The sequence below is a fragment of the Micromonospora sp. CA-248212 genome (assembly GCF_050948405.1).
Classification (GTDB): domain Bacteria; phylum Actinomycetota; class Actinomycetes; order Mycobacteriales; family Micromonosporaceae; genus Micromonospora.
In genome coordinates, this window is sequence record NZ_CP192023.1 from 5,807,546 (window position 1) to 5,825,471 (window position 17,926).

The 17,926-nt window shown below is 70.1% G+C and carries 18 protein-coding genes and 1 pseudogene; 5 read left to right on the forward strand and 14 right to left on the reverse strand.

The features are described from left to right. Positions 1-7: 7 nt before the first annotated feature. Positions 8-817: an enoyl-CoA hydratase-related protein gene (locus ACQP03_RS27245; RefSeq protein ID WP_357133224.1), complete on the forward strand. Its 810-nt coding sequence runs from the start codon at positions 8-10 to the stop codon at positions 815-817. 40 nt (positions 818-857) lie between these two features. On the opposite strand, the gene ACQP03_RS27250 is transcribed toward ACQP03_RS27245, so the two are convergent. Further along, positions 858-1,622 (reverse strand): SDR family NAD(P)-dependent oxidoreductase, encoded by a 765-nt coding sequence (locus tag ACQP03_RS27250; protein ID WP_357133222.1) that lies wholly within the window; start codon positions 1,620-1,622, stop codon positions 858-860. 199 nt (positions 1,623-1,821) lie between these two features. Here ACQP03_RS27250 and ACQP03_RS27255 point away from each other — a divergent pair, with 199 nt between their 5' ends. The 3 genes from ACQP03_RS27255 (at position 1,822) to ACQP03_RS27265 (ending at position 5,216) form a co-directional block, all read left to right on the forward strand. Then, positions 1,822-2,727, forward strand: coding sequence for a hypothetical protein (locus ACQP03_RS27255; RefSeq protein ID WP_433458965.1), 906 nt, complete (start codon positions 1,822-1,824; stop codon positions 2,725-2,727). 223 nt (positions 2,728-2,950) lie between these two features. After that, on the forward strand, positions 2,951-3,853 hold the full coding sequence (locus ACQP03_RS27260) for a phytanoyl-CoA dioxygenase family protein (RefSeq protein WP_238649186.1): 903 nt from the start codon (positions 2,951-2,953) through the stop codon (positions 3,851-3,853). A gap of 160 nt (positions 3,854-4,013) precedes the next feature. Further along, positions 4,014-5,216: a low temperature requirement protein A gene (locus tag ACQP03_RS27265; protein WP_433458968.1), complete on the forward strand. Its 1,203-nt coding sequence runs from the start codon at positions 4,014-4,016 to the stop codon at positions 5,214-5,216. 28 nt (positions 5,217-5,244) lie between these two features. On the opposite strand, the gene ACQP03_RS27270 is transcribed toward ACQP03_RS27265, so the two are convergent. The 13 genes and pseudogenes from ACQP03_RS27270 to ACQP03_RS27330 all read right to left on the reverse strand — a co-directional run bounded on the left by ACQP03_RS27270 (position 5,245) and on the right by ACQP03_RS27330 (position 16,828). Continuing rightward, complete coding sequence (locus tag ACQP03_RS27270; RefSeq protein ID WP_357133215.1) at positions 5,245-6,438, reverse strand: low temperature requirement protein A; 1,194 nt, start codon at positions 6,436-6,438, stop codon at positions 5,245-5,247. Between the two features lie 155 nt (positions 6,439-6,593). Further along, complete coding sequence (locus ACQP03_RS27275; protein ID WP_357133383.1) at positions 6,594-7,184, reverse strand: ABC transporter permease; 591 nt, start codon at positions 7,182-7,184, stop codon at positions 6,594-6,596. Positions 7,185-7,309: 125 nt separating this feature from the next. Next, positions 7,310-7,660: pseudogene (locus ACQP03_RS27280) on the reverse strand (ATP-binding cassette domain-containing protein); the annotation flags it as partial. Continuing rightward, positions 7,657-8,028: a hypothetical protein gene (locus ACQP03_RS27285; RefSeq protein ID WP_179780533.1), complete on the reverse strand. Its 372-nt coding sequence runs from the start codon at positions 8,026-8,028 to the stop codon at positions 7,657-7,659. The pseudogene ACQP03_RS27280 and the gene ACQP03_RS27285, both read right to left, overlap by 4 nt. After that, on the reverse strand, positions 8,028-8,624 hold the full coding sequence (locus tag ACQP03_RS27290) for a helix-turn-helix domain-containing protein (protein WP_357133366.1): 597 nt from the start codon (positions 8,622-8,624) through the stop codon (positions 8,028-8,030). Before ACQP03_RS27290 ends, ACQP03_RS27285 begins: the two co-directional genes overlap by 1 nt. Before the next feature lie 88 nt (positions 8,625-8,712). Beyond that, complete coding sequence (locus tag ACQP03_RS27295; protein ID WP_357133211.1) at positions 8,713-9,351, reverse strand: MOSC domain-containing protein; 639 nt, start codon at positions 9,349-9,351, stop codon at positions 8,713-8,715. Positions 9,352-9,488: 137 nt separating this feature from the next. Further along, entirely contained in the window at positions 9,489-10,319 is an 831-nt protein-coding gene (locus ACQP03_RS27300; protein WP_357133209.1) for a carbohydrate ABC transporter permease, read from the reverse strand. Then, positions 10,316-11,302: a carbohydrate ABC transporter permease gene (locus tag ACQP03_RS27305; protein ID WP_357133207.1), complete on the reverse strand. Its 987-nt coding sequence runs from the start codon at positions 11,300-11,302 to the stop codon at positions 10,316-10,318. The genes ACQP03_RS27300 and ACQP03_RS27305 overlap by 4 nt, the downstream gene beginning before the upstream one ends. Then, positions 11,299-12,585 carry a sugar ABC transporter substrate-binding protein gene (locus ACQP03_RS27310; protein WP_355053196.1) on the reverse strand — a complete coding sequence of 429 codons (1,287 nt, stop codon included), beginning with the start codon at positions 12,583-12,585 and terminating at the stop codon, positions 11,299-11,301. Before ACQP03_RS27310 ends, ACQP03_RS27305 begins: the two co-directional genes overlap by 4 nt. Positions 12,586-12,810: 225 nt before the next feature. After that, a complete protein-coding gene (locus tag ACQP03_RS27315; protein WP_053656080.1) occupies positions 12,811-13,095 on the reverse strand; it encodes a GlsB/YeaQ/YmgE family stress response membrane protein in 285 nt (94 codons plus the stop codon). 564 nt (positions 13,096-13,659) lie between these two features. Next, a complete protein-coding gene (locus ACQP03_RS27320; RefSeq protein ID WP_053656080.1) occupies positions 13,660-13,944 on the reverse strand; it encodes a GlsB/YeaQ/YmgE family stress response membrane protein in 285 nt (94 codons plus the stop codon). A gap of 352 nt (positions 13,945-14,296) precedes the next feature. Continuing rightward, a complete protein-coding gene (gene lepA, locus ACQP03_RS27325) occupies positions 14,297-16,174 on the reverse strand; it encodes a translation elongation factor 4 (protein WP_357134533.1) in 1,878 nt (625 codons plus the stop codon). Positions 16,175-16,291: 117 nt separating this feature from the next. Beyond that, the gene (locus tag ACQP03_RS27330; RefSeq protein WP_357134531.1) at positions 16,292-16,828 is read right to left on the reverse strand and encodes a DUF4240 domain-containing protein; all 537 of its coding nucleotides are present in this window, start codon (positions 16,826-16,828) and stop codon (positions 16,292-16,294) included. On the opposite strand from ACQP03_RS27330, the gene ACQP03_RS27335 reads away from it, so the two are divergent. Further along, positions 16,827-17,873: a phosphotransferase family protein gene (locus tag ACQP03_RS27335; protein WP_357134530.1), complete on the forward strand. Its 1,047-nt coding sequence runs from the start codon at positions 16,827-16,829 to the stop codon at positions 17,871-17,873. The two genes, ACQP03_RS27330 and ACQP03_RS27335, sit on opposite strands and share 2 nt — an antisense overlap. The last annotated feature ends 53 nt before the right edge of the window (positions 17,874-17,926 follow it).

A 17,926-nucleotide genomic window follows, 5' to 3' on the forward strand; every position in this document is an offset into this window, starting at 1 on the left:
GCCCGGCATGACCTCTCCCGACGTGCTCGTGCGGGTCGCCACGGCCCGTGGGGTGACCACCCTCACCCTGGACAGCCCGCACAACCGCAACGCGCTCTCCACCGCCCTGATGACCCAGTTGCTGGCGGGGCTGACGGACGCGGTGGCCGACGACGCAGTCCGGGTGATCGTGCTCGACCACACCGGGCCGGTCTTCTGCTCCGGCGCGGACCTGAAGGAGACCGCCGCGGCGTACGCCAGCGGAACCGTGCCCGCCGGCATGCTGGGCGACGTGCTGGCGGCGCTCTGGGAGTGCCCGAAGCCGATCCTGGCCCGGGTCGCCGGGCCCGCGCGGGCCGGCGGACTCGGCCTCATCGCCGCCGCCGATCTCGCGGTCTGCGCCGACGAGGCGACGTTCGCGTTCACCGAGGTCCGCATCGGGGTGATCCCGGCGGTGATCTCGGCGACCGTGCTGCCCCGGCTGCACCCCCGCGCCGCCGCCGAGCTGTACCTGACCGGGAACACCTTCGACGGGCGGCGTGCCGTCGAGGTCGGCCTGGTGACGGCCTCGGTGCCGGCCCAGGAGCTGGACGACGTGGTGCGGGGCTACTGCGACTCCCTGGTCCGCGGCGCGCCCGGCGCGCTGGCCGGCGCGAAGGATCTGCTGCGCCGGCCGGGCACCGCCGAGCTGCGCGGTGACCTGGCCCGTCTCGCCGCGCTCTCGACCGGCTACTTCCTCTCCGACGAGGGCCGCGAGGGGGTCACGGCGTTCCGGGAGAAGAGGTCGCCGCGATGGGTGGCCGCTCTGGACGCCGAACGCGGTGACCAGGCCGGGTAGGACCGCGGACGTCGGCCGGCTGCGGCGGCGCCCCGAAGGGTCACCACGCCGTCGCGCCACCGTCGACCGCGTAGTTGGCGCCGGTGATGTACGACGCCCGGTCCGAGGCGAGGAAGACCACCAGCTCGGCGACCTCCTCGGGGCGGGCGAAGCGCTTGAGCAGCGTCTTCGCCGTGATCGCGTCCCGGGCCTCCTGGTCGTCCCCCAGGTCGCGTTCACTGGCCGGGGTGAGGATGGGTCCGGGGCTGACCGCCACCGCCCGGATGCCGTGCGGTGCCCCTTCGAGCGCGAGCTGGCGGGTCATGCCGATGATGCCGGCGTTCGCCGCCGTGTGGCCGACCATCGGCGGGACGTGACCTGCGATCATCCCGGCCATCGAGGCCGCGTTGATGATGACGCCGCCCCCGCGCCGGACGAGGTACGGCCAGGCGAACTTCGACACCAGGTACGGAATGTCGAGTTCACCGGCGATCGTGTACCGCCAGTCGTCGACCGAGAAGTCCGGCAGGGGGCCGAAGCGCAGCGCGGCCGCGTTGTTGTAGACGACGTCGAGCCCCCCGTACGCGGCCACGGCGTCCTCGACGAGCTGACGGACCTGTTCCGGGTCGGTCAGGTCGACGGGCGCGACGCTCGTCATCTCCCCACCGGCGGCCCGGACGAGGTCGACCGTCTCGTTGTTGCCGTCCACCTGGATGTCGGCCCCGACGACCTTCGCGCCCTCGCGGGCGAAGGTCAGCGCCGCGACGCGCCCCAGACCACCGCCCGTGCCGGTCACGAGTACCACCTTGCCGTCCAGCGTTCCCATCGAATTCCTCCTCGGCGCTGGCACGTCCGATTGACGTGTCAACCGGGAAAGGTCCTGGCCAGGCATTCTCTTCCGGCTGTTGACGACGGGTGACGCGGCAGACACGATCTCCCTCCGCAGGTGAGTTCCGCGCGTCAGGGGGAACGTCCCGATCGGCGCGCGACGGCTGAGCGAAGCCCGAACCGGTCGAACGGCCCGGATGACGCCGGCGGGGACGTACGCTTGTCGAACTGTCGATCAGGAGGTGTGGGTGCGAACTCGGGCTGCCGTGGCGGGCGGAGTGGTGCTCATCCTCGTCGCCGTGATCGCGATCTGGCTCGTCCTGAAGCGGGTTGGGGACGAACTGCGGCTGCCACTGGCGGGACGCACCTGCACGGTCCAGGCCGACGGCAGGGTGGTCCTGGACGTGGAGCAGATGGCGAACGCGGCCACCATCGCGGCGATCGGCGTCCAGCGCGGCATGCCCGAGCGCGCCGTGGTGGTCGCGCTGGCCACCGCGTACCAGGAGTCGGGGCTGCGCAACCTCGACCACGGTGACCGCGACTCGCTCGGGCTGTTCCAGCAGCGCCCGAGCAAGGGGTGGGGCACGCCGGAGCAGATCCGTGACCCCCGGTACGCGGCGAACAGGTTCTACAAGGCGCTCAAGAAGGTGCGCGGCTGGGAGAAGATGCGGGTCACCGATGCCGCCCAGCGGGTGCAGCGCTCGGCGTTCCCCGAGGCGTACCAGAAGTGGGCCGACGATTCCGAGGTGCTCACCAAGGCCCTGCTCGGCGACGCGACCGAGGCGGTGGCCTGCACGGTGGGGCGTACCCCGGTGATGCACGGCGCGGCGGCGGCCGCGCAGCTGACCCGCAACCTGGCGCTGGACTGGGGTGTGTCGAGCGCCGAAGAGGCCAGCCAGACAGGGCTGGCGGTGACCGCGCAGGGCCAGCGCGACGGCTGGCGGTACGCGCACTGGCTGGTCTCGCACGCCCAGGACCACGGGGTGAAGCGGGTCCGTTTCGGCAACCTGGAGTGGACCGCTCGCAACGGCACCTGGGGCCAGGTGACCGGCGAACAGGGCCCCGCCGGCCAGGTGGTGGCCGAGGTATTCGCCGAGGGCTGACCGAGCCCGGATCTCTTAACCGGCAGTGACCGCACAATCGGACAAACAGCCGCAGAATCACCCGATGATCACGTAAATGTGACTCGCCGCACCGGTCCCGCTGCACGCGGTCCGACCCCGGGCCGTACCGTCGCCGCTCGCCCTCCCACCGCCCCGGCACTCGCGTTACGATCGGCGGCCTGTGCCAGAAATGGTTTCACCTCATGGGGAGGGGTACGACGCGGTGTTCGATTACGGCGACCGGACCGGCTACGAACCGATCAGCGACACTGACCGCAAGGAGTTCCACGAGCAGGGCTTCCTCCTGCTGCGCAACGTCCTGACGGAGGACCACCGGGCGGCGCTGGAGGCGGCTGTCGACCGCGTCTACGCGGAGGAGCAGGCCAAGGGCACCACCAAGAAGGACGGCACCCTGCACCTGCTGGGCTTCCTGGAGCGCGACGAGCTCTTCGGTGAGCTGCTGACCCACCCGATCGCCTTCCCGTACATGTGGGGGCTGGCCGGCTGGAACATCTACACCCACCACAACCACCTGGACGTCACCCCGCCGGCCGCCGAGCCGGAGAAGCCGTACTGGGGTTGGCACCAGGACGGGTACCGGCAGAACTCCGACCCGGAGACGATGGACCCGAATCTGCCCCGCCCGATGTTCTCGCTGAAGGTCGCGTACGTGCTGTCCGACCTGTCGGAGACCGGCCGCGGCGCCACCAAGGTCATCCCGGGCAGCCACCTGAAGAACTCGCTGTCCCGGCCGGCGGACCTCACGGTGCAGAACCCCGACCCGGAGGGCACGGTGGAGATCACCGCCAACCCGGGCGACGCGTTCATCTTCGACCGCCGGCAGTGGCACTCGCGCTCGACGAACCTGTCGACCATCACCCGCAAGATGCTCTTCGTCGGCTACACCTACCGGTGGATCCGTCCGCTGGACGAGCTGCACCCCGACGTGAACGGCGAGTGGTACCGCAACCGCACGCCCGTGCAGCGCCAGCTGATCGGTGAGGGCACCCACACCGCCAACTACTGGGGCATCAACTGGGACGGGTACGTCGACGACGAGATCCCGCTGCGCAAGGAGCTCAAGGAGCGCGGTCTGCTCGACCGCAACATCCCCTGGCTGCGCTGATCGCCCGCTGCTGAGAACGGCCCCCCGCCACTGTCGGCGGGGGGCCGTCGCCGTATCCGCTTCCGGGCCACCAGGTGCCGCGCTGTCGGTAGCGTGAGGGGTAGGCAGAGCCGGGGCGCGGCGCTCGGGCGGGCGCGGGGTGGCACAGGAGGCAGCCGCGATGACGTCCGCTCCCCTCCCCCGGATCCTTCGCCGTCGGGGCGAGCCGGAATATCCGACCTTCCTGGAACTCTTCTTCGACCTGGTCTACATCTTCCTGCTCTCCCGACTCTCCGCCAGCCTGGGTGATGACCTCAGCATCCGGAACGCGGCGCAGACCGCCGTCCTGCTGCTGGCCGCCTGGTGGGTCTGGGTGCTCACGGCCTGGCTCACCGACCTGTTCAACCCCCGGCTGCCGATCATCCAGGCGACCGTCCTGCTGGTCATGCTCGGCGCCCTGCTGATGGCCATCGCGACACCACACGCCTTCGGCCGGTACGGGTGGCTCTTCGTCGCCGCGTACTTCGGCATCCACCTGGTCCGTGACGCCGTCCTGATCCCCGGCACCCGGATCAACCGCCCGATCCAGGCCCGGAGCATCCGGGTCTTCTTCTGGTTCGGCGTCACCGTGACCCCGTGGGTGGCCGGGGTGTTCGTGGACGGGACGGCCCGGCTGGCGCTGTGGTCGCTCGCGGTGGCGGTCGACCTCGGCTCGGCCCGGTTCGGCTGGCCGACGCCGGGGCTGGGGCGTACCGAACTCGCCAGCCAGATCTTCACCGGGGTGCACCTCTCCGAGCGGCACCGGGCGATCTTCATCGTCGCGCTCGGCGAGTTGATCCTGAGCATCGGCACGGGGCTGGCCGGCAGCGGGTTCACCGCCGGTCAGGTGACCGCCAGCGCGGTCGCGTTCGTCAGCGCGGTGCTGGTGTTCCAGCTCTACTTCCAGCGCGTCCGGCGAATCCTGGCCCCACCAAGCGTCACGACGGTGGAGCGGGTCCGCTCCGGCACCTCCACCTCGTACACCCACCTGGTGATGGTGGCCGGGGTGGTGCTGGTCTCGACCGGCACCTCGATGGTCATCGCCCGGCCGGCCGGTCACGCCCCGGCGGACGTGATGGCCGCCATTCTCGGCGGACCGGCGTTGTTCCTGCTCGGCAGCGTGCTGTTCGACGCCGTGGTGACGGCGCGGATCCTCTGGTCCCGGGTGCTGGCGATCGTGCTGCTGGCGGTCGTGCTGCTGTGCGCGCTTGTCGCGCCCGGCACGTTCCGGCTGCCGCCGTTGGCCGTCCTGGTGGTGGCGAACCTGGTCCTGCTGCTCACCCTGGCCGGGGAGGGGCTGGCCGCCCGTCGCAGACGGGCCGAGGTCACCGCGCCGGCCCGGTGAGGGATCGCCCCACCCACCGCGCGGAGTCTCACCCCAGCATCGGCGGCGCCGGCGCACGCGTGTGTCGTCGGGTGCTGGCCAGGTTCGCCACGGCGATCAGGGCCAGCACGATCATGGCGAGCAGCGCGACCAGGATCGGCGGAAGCACGGGCGTGGCCGGCGCCAGGCACCCCAGCAGCAGCACGCCGGCCAGCCGGGACCGCGAGATGCGTCCGAACACGGTGAAGTCGAGCAGGCCCCGGCCGATCAGGTACAACGCGGGGCTGCCGAGGATGACCGCGGCCCACGACGGCGGGGTCTCGCCCAACGGTCGATTCACCACAAGGTCGCTGGTTACCGCCGCCCCGGCGATGCCGGCCACCATGATCAGATGGGTGATCGCGGCGGACTGGGTGAGCAACGCCGGGTCGGTCGACCTGACGATCGCCTCGGTCAGCAGCTCACCGGCGCGGTAGATGTAGATCCGCCACATCAGCACCACAGTGCTGAACACCACGAGCAGCGCCCAGGCCCTCGCCAGCGTGTAATCGCTCCGGCTGAAGGTCGTCCCGGTCACGAAGATCGACACCCCGAGCGCGATGATGACGAACTGCCGGTAGCGCTCGGCCACCCGCGCGTGGACCAGCCGCCAGTCCCCCGGTCGTGAGCGACCGATCCGGGGCAGCGGCCAGCCGCACACCGCCCCGACGTATTCGACGACGATCGCGAGCGCCCAGATCGACAGCTGGCCCGAGCCGCCGACGAGCGCTCCGGCGATCCAGCCGACGCCGGTGACGCACTTCCAGGTCTGGATCCGGATGCTCGACCGCCGCAGGGGCCGGCCCCTCGAGACGACAACTGCGTAGTAGGCGGTCGTGCTGAGGGGGATGAACACGAAGGTGATCGCGAAGAGCAGCGCGCGATCGCCGTACGCCTCGGCTGCGGCCGCCGCCAACAGCAGGCTGGCCGCCGCCACCGAGGTGAGATGCCCCTGCCCGGATGGACTGGTCAGGTCGATGGTGTCCGCGGTCCACACGCTCAGCGCCCAGACCATCGCGAACGCGAGCAGCAGCACCAACACCTTGGCGACGCCGGTCCAGGTCAGGTCGTTGGCCAGGATCGTCGCCAAGGTGACCAGCGCGAAGACGTAGACGAGGTCGAAGAAGAGCTCCAGGAACGCCGGACGCTCCAGCGCCGGATCGGGCGCCGCTGCCATGGCGCCGCCGTCCGTAGCCATCGACATCGCGCTTCACCCGGCCTCCACCGCATGCCCTCAAGGGGGACGATACGGGCAACGGCAGGCCCTCAGCCCCGTCATCCGGTTCTTGGCGACCGCGGGCCACCCCAACGCTGGCCCGTCGCCCCGGCAACACGGTCAGCCCCGTCGCCTTCAGCCGGTCACGTGACGTCTCGACGCAGGGGCAGCAACAGGGCGATCGCCGAGGCGGCCACCGCGTACGCGGTGAGCAGGAGAGCGCCGGCCGCCGGTGGGAGCAGGTTGACGGTGCCGCTGCCGACTTCCGTGGAGATGGCGTCGGCGACGTAGGTGAAATCGGTCAGCGCGGCGGTGGCTCCGCCGGGCAGGATCGGGTAGAGCGTGTTGACGCCCGGGATCATCATCAGCACCGGCTCCCCCACGTACAGATAGCCGATCACGACGCACAGCGCCGCGATCTGGTGGTGGATGAGGGCGCCCATCCCGGCCCCGAGGAGCAGGTAGACCACCATCGCGACGGCGATACGGCCGAGCAGCGCCAGCACCGTGGAGGCTGGCAGACCGAGTGGGACGTCGCGGGCGGCGGCGACAGCGAACAGCGCCACCGCGGCGGTGCCCGCGAGAACGAGCCCGTACGCGAGGCCGACGACCGCGTACGTGGCGAGTTTGGCGGCGAGCACCCGCCCACGGCGCGGAGCGAAGAGAAAGGTGACCGCGGCGGTGCGGTGTCGGTACTCGGAGGTGACCGCCAGGGCCCCGGCGGCGGCCGGCACGAACGCGGTGTAGCCGAGAATGCCGAGGATCGCGCGGAGGCCGGCCTCGGTGTCCAGACCGGGCTGCCCGTGGAGAATCCTCGGGTGCGACGGTGCGCGGCCTCGGCGAGGCCGAGAAGGTCGAGCAGGGTGGTGACCCGGCTGTCCGGATATCCGCCCATCGCGGCGTAGACGCGCAGGTGGTCGCGGGCGGTGTGTCCAGGGTGGAACGCGTTGGCGTCGAACACGGCGCCGACAGTGCGCGAGGGCCGGGCCAGTTGGCCGTACGGCAGCCCGCCGATCGTGGCGGTGCCACTGGTCGGCGACACCAGCCCGGTCATCATGCGCATCGTGGTGGTCTTGCCGGCGCCGTTCGGGCCGAGGAATCCGGTGACCACACCGGGCTGCACGGTGAAGCTCAGATCCTGCACGGCGGTCACGTCACCGTAGCGCTTTGTCAGGCACGACACCTCGATCGCGAGGTGGTCGCCGGTCACGCGCGGGCCGCCATGGCACGCGTGATCGTCTCCACGAGGCCTGGCGCGGCCGGGCTGGAGAGCACCACCTGGTCGAACTCGCCGCCTGCCGACGCCCGGTCCAGAACGAGGTGCAGTCCCGGTTCCGCCCGGCGGGCTGCCACGAGCTGCCGAGGACCGCCGTACAGGCCCCATACTCCGATCTTGGCGAAGCCGGACACCACGTATCCGCGGCGGGCACCACGGGCCAGACGGAGCGGGTTGTCCACCAGGGCGACGTGCCGCACCGCGGTGAGGGGCAGTGCGAACTGCTCCCGCCCGACCCAGACCCGCTCCCATCCGGTGAACCGAATGTCGATCACATCGTTGGTCACCATGACCGATGCCATCAGTCATCCCCTTTCGTCGTGTCGGAGTCGTCCGTCGGCGCAGGCGTACGCCTGTCGGTCGTCGGCAGATCGGTGGGCAGCAGAACGGTCGCCAACAGTCGCGGGATCCGTTCACCGCCGGGCTGGTTGCCGAGCAACGGGCCAACCAGTGCGTTGAGACCGGCGGCGAACTCGCCCAGTTCGGCGTCGGTCAGGTGCAGCACGAGTTGCTGGTAGCCCACACCGTCGGCGGCGAAGTCGATCCGCTCCCGGGCGAGATAGCGGGAGAACTCCGACAGCAGGCTCGACATGAACGCCGTGAAGTAACGCGCGTGGTCCTCCCGCGTAGCCGTGGCGAGGGCCGCCGGGTCGAGCGTCGCGCCGTGCGCGGGCAACGCGTACACCCGCTCGACGGTGCCGCGAACCCTGCGTTCGTCAACCACCTCGACCAGCCCTGCCCTGACCAGGATCGCCAGGTGCCGGTACATCGTGGCCTGCGGGACATCGGGCAGCAGCTCAAGCAGCCCTTGGGTGGTCAGGCGCGTGCCCGCGACCGCACGCAGGATCCGGATCCGCACCGGATGCAGCGCCAGGTCCGCCCAGCGCTCTCTCGACATCTCCACGACCGAACGGTATCACTATCGATAATGAGAATGGAAGACCGCGTTCAGAACGACGGATGGGCGCTCGCGCCCTCGACGTCGGCTAACGGGCGGCGAGGCGGCGGCGGACGTTGTCCCGGATCGGCTCCGGCAGGTCGTCCGCGTCGAGCAGGCGGGGCAGCAGCTCCGGCTCCAGGCTGGTCGCCCGGAACACCTCGCCGATGGTCACCCCGTGCGCGGGCCGTTCCACCACCTCGACCGGATCGCCGGCGCCCACCTCGCCCTCGCGCAGCACCCGCAGGTACGCCCCCGGGGTGGCCCGGACCGTGAACCGCTTGATCAGATCCGGTACGCCCCAGAAGCCGGCGAACGTGGTGCACGGGGTGCGCGGCATGGTCACCTGGAGCACCGCCGTGCCCACCGCCCACTGTTCACCGATGACCGCGCCGGTCACGTCGACGGCGTAGGTGGTCAGGTTCTCCCCGAAGCCGCCCGGACGGATCGACCGGCCCATCTCGGCCGACCACCACGCGGCGTCCTCCTCGGCGTACGCGTAGACGGCCTTGTCCGGCCCGCCGTGGTGGGCCCGCTCGCCGATGAAGTCACCGGCCAGGCCGCCGGTCAGCAGCGACACCGGCCCGTCGACAGGCCGCTTGTCGATGCCGCTGCGACCGCTCGCGTCGCCGGCCCACTCCGCCTCGGTCACGATGCCGAGGTTCACCGCTGCCACCCTGCCTGCCATGACGGCCAGCCTAGGGTCTGCCTCGCAGGGGGGTCGAGCCGATTCACCGGGCGGTCGAGCCGATTCACCGGGCGGTCGAGCCGAGGCGGGGTCCGGACGACGACCGGCGGCGGCGCGGCCCTCGACCGGCCCTGCGCTCAGCCCTTGACCGCTCCGGCCACCAGGCCGGAGACCATCTTCCGCTGCACCAGCAGGAAGAAGATGATGACCGGCAGGGTGAACAGCGTGGAGGCGGCCATCACCGGCCCCCAGTTGGTGTCGTCACGGCCGAAGAAGAAGGTCATCGCCACCGGCAGGGTGTAGCGCCCCTGGTCGTTGATGAACGTCAACGCGAAGATCAGCTCATTCCACGCCGTGATGAACGAGAAGATGCTGGTCGCGACCAGGCCGGGCGCGACGAGCGGGAACAGCACCCGCCGGAACGTCTGGGCCCGGCTCGCGCCGTCGATGGCCGCCGCCTCCTCCAGTTCCTTGGGCACGGCCGCGACGAAACCGCGCAGCATCCACACCGCGAACGGCAGCGAGAAGCCGAGGTACGTGAGGATCAGGCTGGGCAGGGTGTTGTAGAGCCCGAGCCGCTGGATCATCAGGAACAGCGGGATGACCAGCGCCTCCAACGGGATCATCTGCACGATCAGCAGCATGATCAGGAAGCTGGTCCGGAGCTTGAAGCGGAACCGGGCCACCGCCGTCGCCGCGAGCAGGGCGACGAGCCCACTGAGCACCACCGTGGACACCGCGACGATCGCGCTGTTCACGAAGAAGTCGAGGAAGGTCACCCCGGGGATCAGGTTGCCGGTGAGGATCTCCCGGTAGTGCGCCAGCGTCGGATGGGTCGGCACCGGCTGCGGGGTGGCCGAGAAGATCTCGTTGCTGGGCTTCAGCGACGTCGAGATCATCCAGTAGACCGGGAAGGCCGCGAAGAGCGCGACCAGCAGCCCGGCGGCGTTGAGGGCGACCTTCTTCACGACTCGTCCTCCTGCTTGAGCACCATCCGTACGTAGAAGCCGGTGACCACGAGCAGGATCAGCGTGAGGATCACCGCGATGGCCGCGCCGAGCCCGTACTTCGGCGGCGGCGAGAAGGCCTCGGCGTACGAGTAGATCGAGAGCATGAACGTCGGCCGGTCCTGGGTGCCACCGGCCAGCACGAACTGCTGGGTGAAGACCTTGAAGTCCCAGATGGTGGAGAGCACGATCAGGATCCCGAAGACCGGGCGCAGCAGCGGGAAGGTGATCTTCCAGAAGACCCGCCACGGGCTCGCGCCGTCCACCCGGGCCGCCTCGTGCAACTCACTCGGCACACTCTTGAGGCCGGCGAGCACGCTCACCGCGATGAACGGGAACGAGTGCCACACGACCACCAGCGTGAGGATCGCGAAGAACAGCAGCGGCGAGTTGAACCAGCCGTAACCGGTCCAGTCGCTACGACCGAACAGGGCGTTCGAGAGTCCGTCCGGCAGAGCGTTGAACAGCCAGGTGACCAGGCCACTCGTGTCGTCGAAGATCCACTTCCAGACGATCGTGCCGGTCAGCGCGGGGGTGGCCCAGGCGAGCATCACGCAACTGGCCACGAAGGTCGCCATCTTGCGACCGAGCCGGTTGAGCAGCAGTCCGACCAGGGTGCCCAGCACCATTGTGAGCAACACGTTCGCCGCGGCGAACAGCACGGTGTTGCGCAGGACGGTCAGGAAGAACGGATCCGTGAGAATGTCGGTGTAGTTACCGAGCCCCACCCACGGCCACTCCCGGTCGCCCCGCAACTGCCGGACGCTGTTGAGCCGGTAGAAGGACATCGCCACCACCTGGCCGAGCGGCCAGAGCAGCAGCACCCCGATGATGACGAGGGCGGGCAGGAGCAGCAGGTAGGGCAGGCGGTCGACCCGGCGACGCCGCCGCGCAGGGTTCTCCCGCGCGGCGGACGTCTCCGGCACCTCGGTCAGCGTGGTCACTTGGAGTTGAGGATGCTTTCCATCTCACCGGCCGCGTCGGCGGTAGCCTTCTCGACCGTCTTCTGACCCTTCATGACCGAGCTGTTCATCGCCTGGGTCACCGTCTTCGTCCGGCTGACCTCCACCCACTTCGGGGTGAGCGGCGTGAGCTTGGTGTTCTGCATGGTGGTGGCGAACGCCGCCATCACCTTGTCGTTGGCGTACGTGTCGCTGGCGACCAGGTCCTTGTAGACGGGGAAGAACCCGAGGCTGCTCGCGAAGCTCTGCGCGTTCTTCTTGTTCAGCAGCACGGTCAGGTAGTCCCAGGCGAGGTCCTGCCGCTCGCTGTCCTTCCAGATCGCCACGTCGGAGCCACCGGCGAAACCGGGCGCGGCCTTGCCGTCCGGGCCGGGGATCGGGAACGTACCCCAGACCTTCTCGATCTCGGGGTTGTCCTTCTTGATGGCGGCCTGCTGCCAGCTACCGGCGAACGCCATCGCGGCCTTGCCGGTGGCGAACTGCGTCCGCGCGTCGATCTCGTTCCAGCCGGCGGCGGCCGGTGGGGCGACCTTGTGGACCGTGACCAGGTCGGTCCAGTACTTGACGGCCCGCTGCGCCTCCGGCGTCGAGTAGCCGGACTTCCACGCACCGCCCTGGTTGGTGGCGATCTCCGCGCCCGCGCCCCAGAGGAACGAGTAGAAGGGCAGCTCGGAGTTGCCCGGCAGCGCGATGCCGTAGGTGCCCTTCTTCTTGGCCTGCACCGCCTTGGCGACGGTCACCAACTCGTCCCACGTCTTCGGCGGCTGCACGCCCGCCTCGGCGAACCAGTCGGTGCGGTAGTAGATGGCCCGCACGCCCGCGTACCAGGGGACGCCGTACTGCTTGCCGTCGAGCTGCGCGTTGCGTACCAGGTCGGGCAGCAGGTCCTTGCCGTCCGCCCAGCCACCCATCCGACCGCTGACGTCGGCGAGCGCCTCCTGCGCGGCCCAGCCCTGGGTCTCGGTGTTGCCCAGTTCGGTGATGTCCGGGCCCTCACCGCCGGCCAGCGCGGCCTGGAACTTCTTCGGCGCCTCCAGCCAGGGGATGTACTGCACCACCACATCGGTGTCGGGGTGCTTCTGCCGGAACTCGGTCTCCACGCCGTCGAGGAAGGCGTTCTGGGCGTCGCCACCCTCGCCCATCATCCAGACCGTGAGCTTGCTGTCGTCGGTCGCTTCCTCGCCGGAGCCCCCACAGCCGCCCAACACCATGGCGACCGAGGCCACCACGGCAGTGACCGGGGCCAACCGCTTCCACCTGTTCACGCCACTTCTCCCCTCGCGTCGCCTGGCACTAACCTTCTCCGCCGCACCTTAGTACGAAGAAATCCTTTACGACAGTGGGCGGGCAGGCCGAAGCGTGGCGACCGTACCGCAGGTGGACGGTGCCGCTGCTCGTGGAACCGGGCCGAACCCGGGCATTGACGTCACGAAAGAGCGCCCAGCCGTTTGGCCGGGCGCTCTTTCGAGTGGTGCGGTGATGCCAGGTTGTTACCGGGTGACGCGGCGGCGGCCACCCACACCAGCCACCAGCGCGACCGCGATAGCGGCCACCACGACCTGCACCAGCAGCTCGGTCCAGTCGATACCAGCGGTCTCGGTCGCGATACCCATCGCCCGCGCCAGCACCGTGCCCAGCAGAGCCGCGCCGACACCGATCAGCAGGTGCAGCCAGATCGGCATGTTCTGGCGGCCCGGAACAACCAGGCGGCCGAGCGCCCCGACGATGAGACCAACAACGATGGCAGTGATGATGCCCCACACGGTGAGCTCCACGGTCGCCCTCCTTCTAAGAATGTCTGACACACAATGTGTGCTTCCTGTCGTGACCGTTAAGTTCCCGACCCACCAAAAATCCAAACCGACTTGATCGCCCAGACGGTCACGACTTGGTGAACACAGGCACGGACCACCAGGACCTCCCGCGCCCCGCCCCGCGATCTTGCACTTTCGGTCGTCGATAGGGGGTGGGATGCCCGGGATGTCGCAGCAGAAAGTGCAAGATCGGCGCGGGCGCCGTGGCCGGCGTGACTCCGCGGTACTGCTCGAACGGCGTCTTGCCCCCCACGCTCCAGTGGGCCCGTCCTGTAGCGCACCCAAGATCGTGCTCCATCCATGAAGTAGTGGCATCCGGGCTGACGAAGACCACTACATCCAGGATCGAGCACGATGTTGGCGCGGGACGCGGTCGGCACTCGCCCTCGGGCGCGGGCGACACTGCGGCCGCCTCGGACATGGCGCTTCCGGAGCGGGCGACCTGTCCGGGCACGACAGCGAGGGGCGCTCGGCCTGATGGCCGAGCGCCCCTCGAAAGTGTTGCGGTACTACGGGTGTGCGGTGTTACCGGGTGACGCGGCGGCGGCCACCCACACCGGCCACCAGCGCGACCGCGATCGCCGCCACCACGACCTGCACCAGCAGCTCGGTCCAGTCGATACCAGCGGTCTCGGTCGCGATACCCATCGCCCGCGCCAGCACCGTGCCCAGCAGAGCCGCACCGACACCGATCAGCAGGTGCAGCCAGATCGGCATGTTCTGGCGGCCCGGAACAACCAGGCGGCCGAGCGCCCCGACGATGAGACCAACAACGATGGCAGTGATGATGCCCCACACGGTGAGCTCCACGGTCGCCCTCCTTCTAAGAATGTCTGACACACAATGTGTGCTTCCTGTCGTGACCGCTAAGTTCCCGACCCACCAAAAATCCAAACCGACTCACCCGCACAAGAAGTTGCCGGCGTCGATGTCGGTCGGCTGCGTCGGTTGGCACCGAAACACGTCCACACAGCTCAGGCAACATGTTGCCCAGGGCGACCACCCCAGACCTCAACCCCAAAAAAAATCCGCCCCACCCCCCGACCGCCCCCGGTGATCAAGAGGTTCGCGTCAGGATCCGGGCTTCGGATGACGCGAACCTCTTGATCACCGCGAGGAAGGGGTGGGGGGTGGGAGGGGGTGGGGGGTGGGGGGTGGGGGGCTACTTCTTGCCGGTGGGTTTGGCGTCGCCGGAGTCGGAGGAGAGGGCGGCGATGAAGGCCTCCTGGGGCACCTCGACGCGGCCGACCATCTTCATCCGCTTCTTGCCTTCCTTCTGCTTCTCCAGCAGCTTGCGCTTACGGCTGATGTCACCGCCGTAGCACTTGGCGAGCACGTCCTTGCGGATGGCGCGGATGGTCTCCCGGGCGATCACCCGGCTGCCGATGGCCGCCTGGATGGGCACCTCGAACTGCTGGCGCGGGATGAGCGTACGGAGCTTCGCGGCGATGGTGACGCCGTAGTTGTACGCCTTGTCCTTGTGCACGATGGCGCTGAACGCGTCCACCGGCTCGCCGTGCAGCAGGATGTCCACCTTCACCAGGTCGGACGCCTGCTCGCCGGAGGGCTCGTAGTCCAGCGAGGCGTACCCCTTGGTACGACTCTTCAACTGGTCGAAGAAGTCGTAGATGATCTCGGCGAGGGGCAGCGTGTAGCGCAGCTCCACCCGGTCGGCGGAGAGGTAGTCCATGCCGAGCAGGCTGCCGCGCCGGCCCTGGCACAGCTCCATGACCGCGCCCACGTAGTCGTTGGGCGTCAGCACGGTGGCCCGCACCACCGGCTCGTACACCTCGGCGATCTTGCCGGTCGGGTACTCGCTCGGGTTGGTGACGACGATCTCCTCGCCGTCGTCCGTGATCGCCCGGTAGACGACGTTGGGCGCGGTGGAGATGAGGTCGAGGTTGTACTCGCGCTCCAACCGCTCCCGGATGATCTCCAGGTGGAGCAGGCCGAGGAAGCCGCAGCGGAAGCCGAAGCCGAGCGCGCCGGAGGTCTCCGGCTCGTAGTCCAGGGCGGCGTCGTTGAGCTTGAGCTTGTCCAGGGCCTCGCGCAGGTTCGGGTAGTCGGACCCGTCGATCGGGTAGAGGCCGGAGTAGACCATCGGCTTCGGGTCCTTGTAGCCACCCAGCGGCTCGGCCGCCGGCCGGGCGTTGATGGTGACCGTGTCACCGACCCGGGACTGCCGGACGTCCTTCACACCGGTGATCAGGTAGCCGACCTCGCCGACCCCGAGCGCCTCGGCCTTGACCATCTCGGGTGAGATGACGCCGATCTCGAGCAGCTCGTGCACGGCGCCGGTGGACATCATCTTGATCCGGTCGCGGGCGCTGATCCGGCCGTCGATGACCCGGACGTACGTGACGACGCCGCGGTACACGTCGTACACCGAATCGAAGATCATCGCCCGGGCGGGCGATTCGGCCTCGCCGACCGGCGGGACGAACTGCCGGACGATCTCGTCGAGCAGGTGCGGTACGCCCTCGCCGGTCTTGCCGGAGACTCGGATGCAGTCGGCGGGGTCACCGCCGATGAGGTGGGCCAGCTCCTCGGCGTACTTCTCCGGCTGGGCGGCCGGCAGGTCGATCTTGTTGAGCACCGGGATGATGCGCAGGTCGTTCTCGAGGGCCAGGTAGAGGTTGGCCAGGGTCTGCGCCTCGATGCCCTGGGCGGCGTCGACCAGCAGCACGGCGCCCTCGCAGGCGGCCAGCGACCGGGACACCTCGTACGTGAAGTCGACGTGCCCCGGGGTGTCGATCATGTTGAGCACGGCCTGCTCGCCGGTCCGCTCGCCCTCGCGGATGGTCCACGGCATGCGCACGGCCTGGCTCTTGATGGTGATGCCGCGTTCGCGCTCGATGTCCATCCGGTCCAGGTACTGCGCGCGCATCTGCCGGGGGTCGACCACGCCGGTGAGCTGCAACATCCGGTCGGCCAGGGTCGACTTCCCGTGGTCGATGTGGGCGATGATGCCGAAGTTCCGGATGCGACCGGGGTCGGTGGCACCAGGGGCGTTCGCGCCGGGATCGAGCTTCGGTGGCACAGCGGTCCGTTCTAGTCGGCTGACGTGAACAGGCCGGCGCGCCGCCGACCCCCTCCATGTTCCCACGCCGCCGGGGTACGCCCACTGCGCGGGCGACGGATCGGCCCCCGGGACGCCTCACTCCATCGGCGGCTCCACGAAGAGCGCGGCCAGCCGGGGCAGCCGGCGGCGGGCCTCGGACTCGTCGTCGAAGTCCCAGAAGTCGTTGAGGTTCGGCGTCCGGACCGGCTCGCGGTCCGTCGGCAGCTCCGACGCGGTGGCCCTGCGGTACGCGTCCCACGGCACCGCCAGCATCTGCTCGGCGGAGAACTCCTCCCCGCTGAGCGACGCGGCCCGCACCTGGGGCAGCTCGGCCAGCGAGTCGGGGTCGCCGACCGCGCGGGCGAACACCGCCCGACCCTGGGTCATCAGCCAGCCCCGGAAGTGCTCGAAACCCTCCGCCGACGCCCCACCGTTGATCAGGTACGCCGCGCCCCACAGGTCCGCCTTGTGCGAGGCGGCCAGCACTCTGGCCTGGTGCTGGGCGTACCCGACGATGTCCTGCGGATCGCGCTCGGCGAGCAGCGCCACGGCCCGCGCGGCGACCGGCCCGGGCTCACCCCCGCCCCCGGCGCGGGCCTGGTCGATCAGCTGCCAGAAGTCCTCGGTCCTCATGGGTTGGCAGTCTGGCAGTGTCGCCGCGCGCCGCGCATGTACCCCGGGGGAGCATGGTGGGGTGTCCTCCCCGCCACCGCCAGTGCCGTACCACGCGAGCGCGTCGCGCCCGTCGTGGCCGGAGCTGCCGGCGGCGCTGCGGGCCGCGATCGCCGACCGGCTCGGCGCGCCGGTGGTCACCGCCCAGGTTGCCACCGCCGGCTTCACCCGGGGCTTCGCCGCCGTGCTGCACACCGCCGACGGCGGTCGGGCTTTCGTCAAGGCGGCACCCGCCGCCGTGCAGCCGGGCCTGGTTCAGGGGTACGCCCGGGAGGCGGCGATCCTCGACCGGCTGCCGACCGACCTGCCCGCGCCCCGCCTGCGGTGGACGCTGGACGAGGCCGGCTGGTTCGTGCTCTGCGCCGAAGCGGTCGACGGCCACCTCCCACGCCTGCCCTGGGCGCGGGCCGAGCTGGACGCCACCCTCGCCGCGTACGCCGAGGTCGCCGCCGTGCTCGCCGATCCACCGACCGGCCTGACCGCGCTCGGCCTCCCCCGCCTGGCCGACCTGGCCCGCTCGGACATCCTCTGGTGGGAGGAGGTCGCCGCGGGCCGGGAGCCGCTCCCCGCGCTGCCCGCCGCCGCCCGGGGCAGACTCCCCGAGCTGGTGGCGCTGGAGTCCCGCCTCCCCGCGTACGCGGACGGGGCGACCGGCGTGATCCACGGCGACCTGCGGGTGGACAACGTGCTCATCGGCCGGGACGGCCGGGCCTGGATCTGCGACTGGACCTGGGCCTGCACCGGACCGGCCTGGTTCGACCTGGTCACGCTGCTGCTCACCGCATCCGACGGCGGCCTGGACGTCGATCGGATCTTCGCCGCGCACCCGGCGAGCGCGGGCGCTCCCCCGGACGCGCTGGACGCCACCCTCGCCGCGTTGGCCGGCTACTACCTCACCGGGGCGGACGCGACATCGGTGACGGCCTCACCGCACCGGTCCACGCACCAGCGGTCCAGCGGAAGACAGGCCCTCGACTGGCTCGCCCGCCGGCAGGGCTGGCGGTGACCGCGCCGGCGTCCTCGCGCGGGCCGTCCCGTGGTCCACCCCGGCTTTCCGGA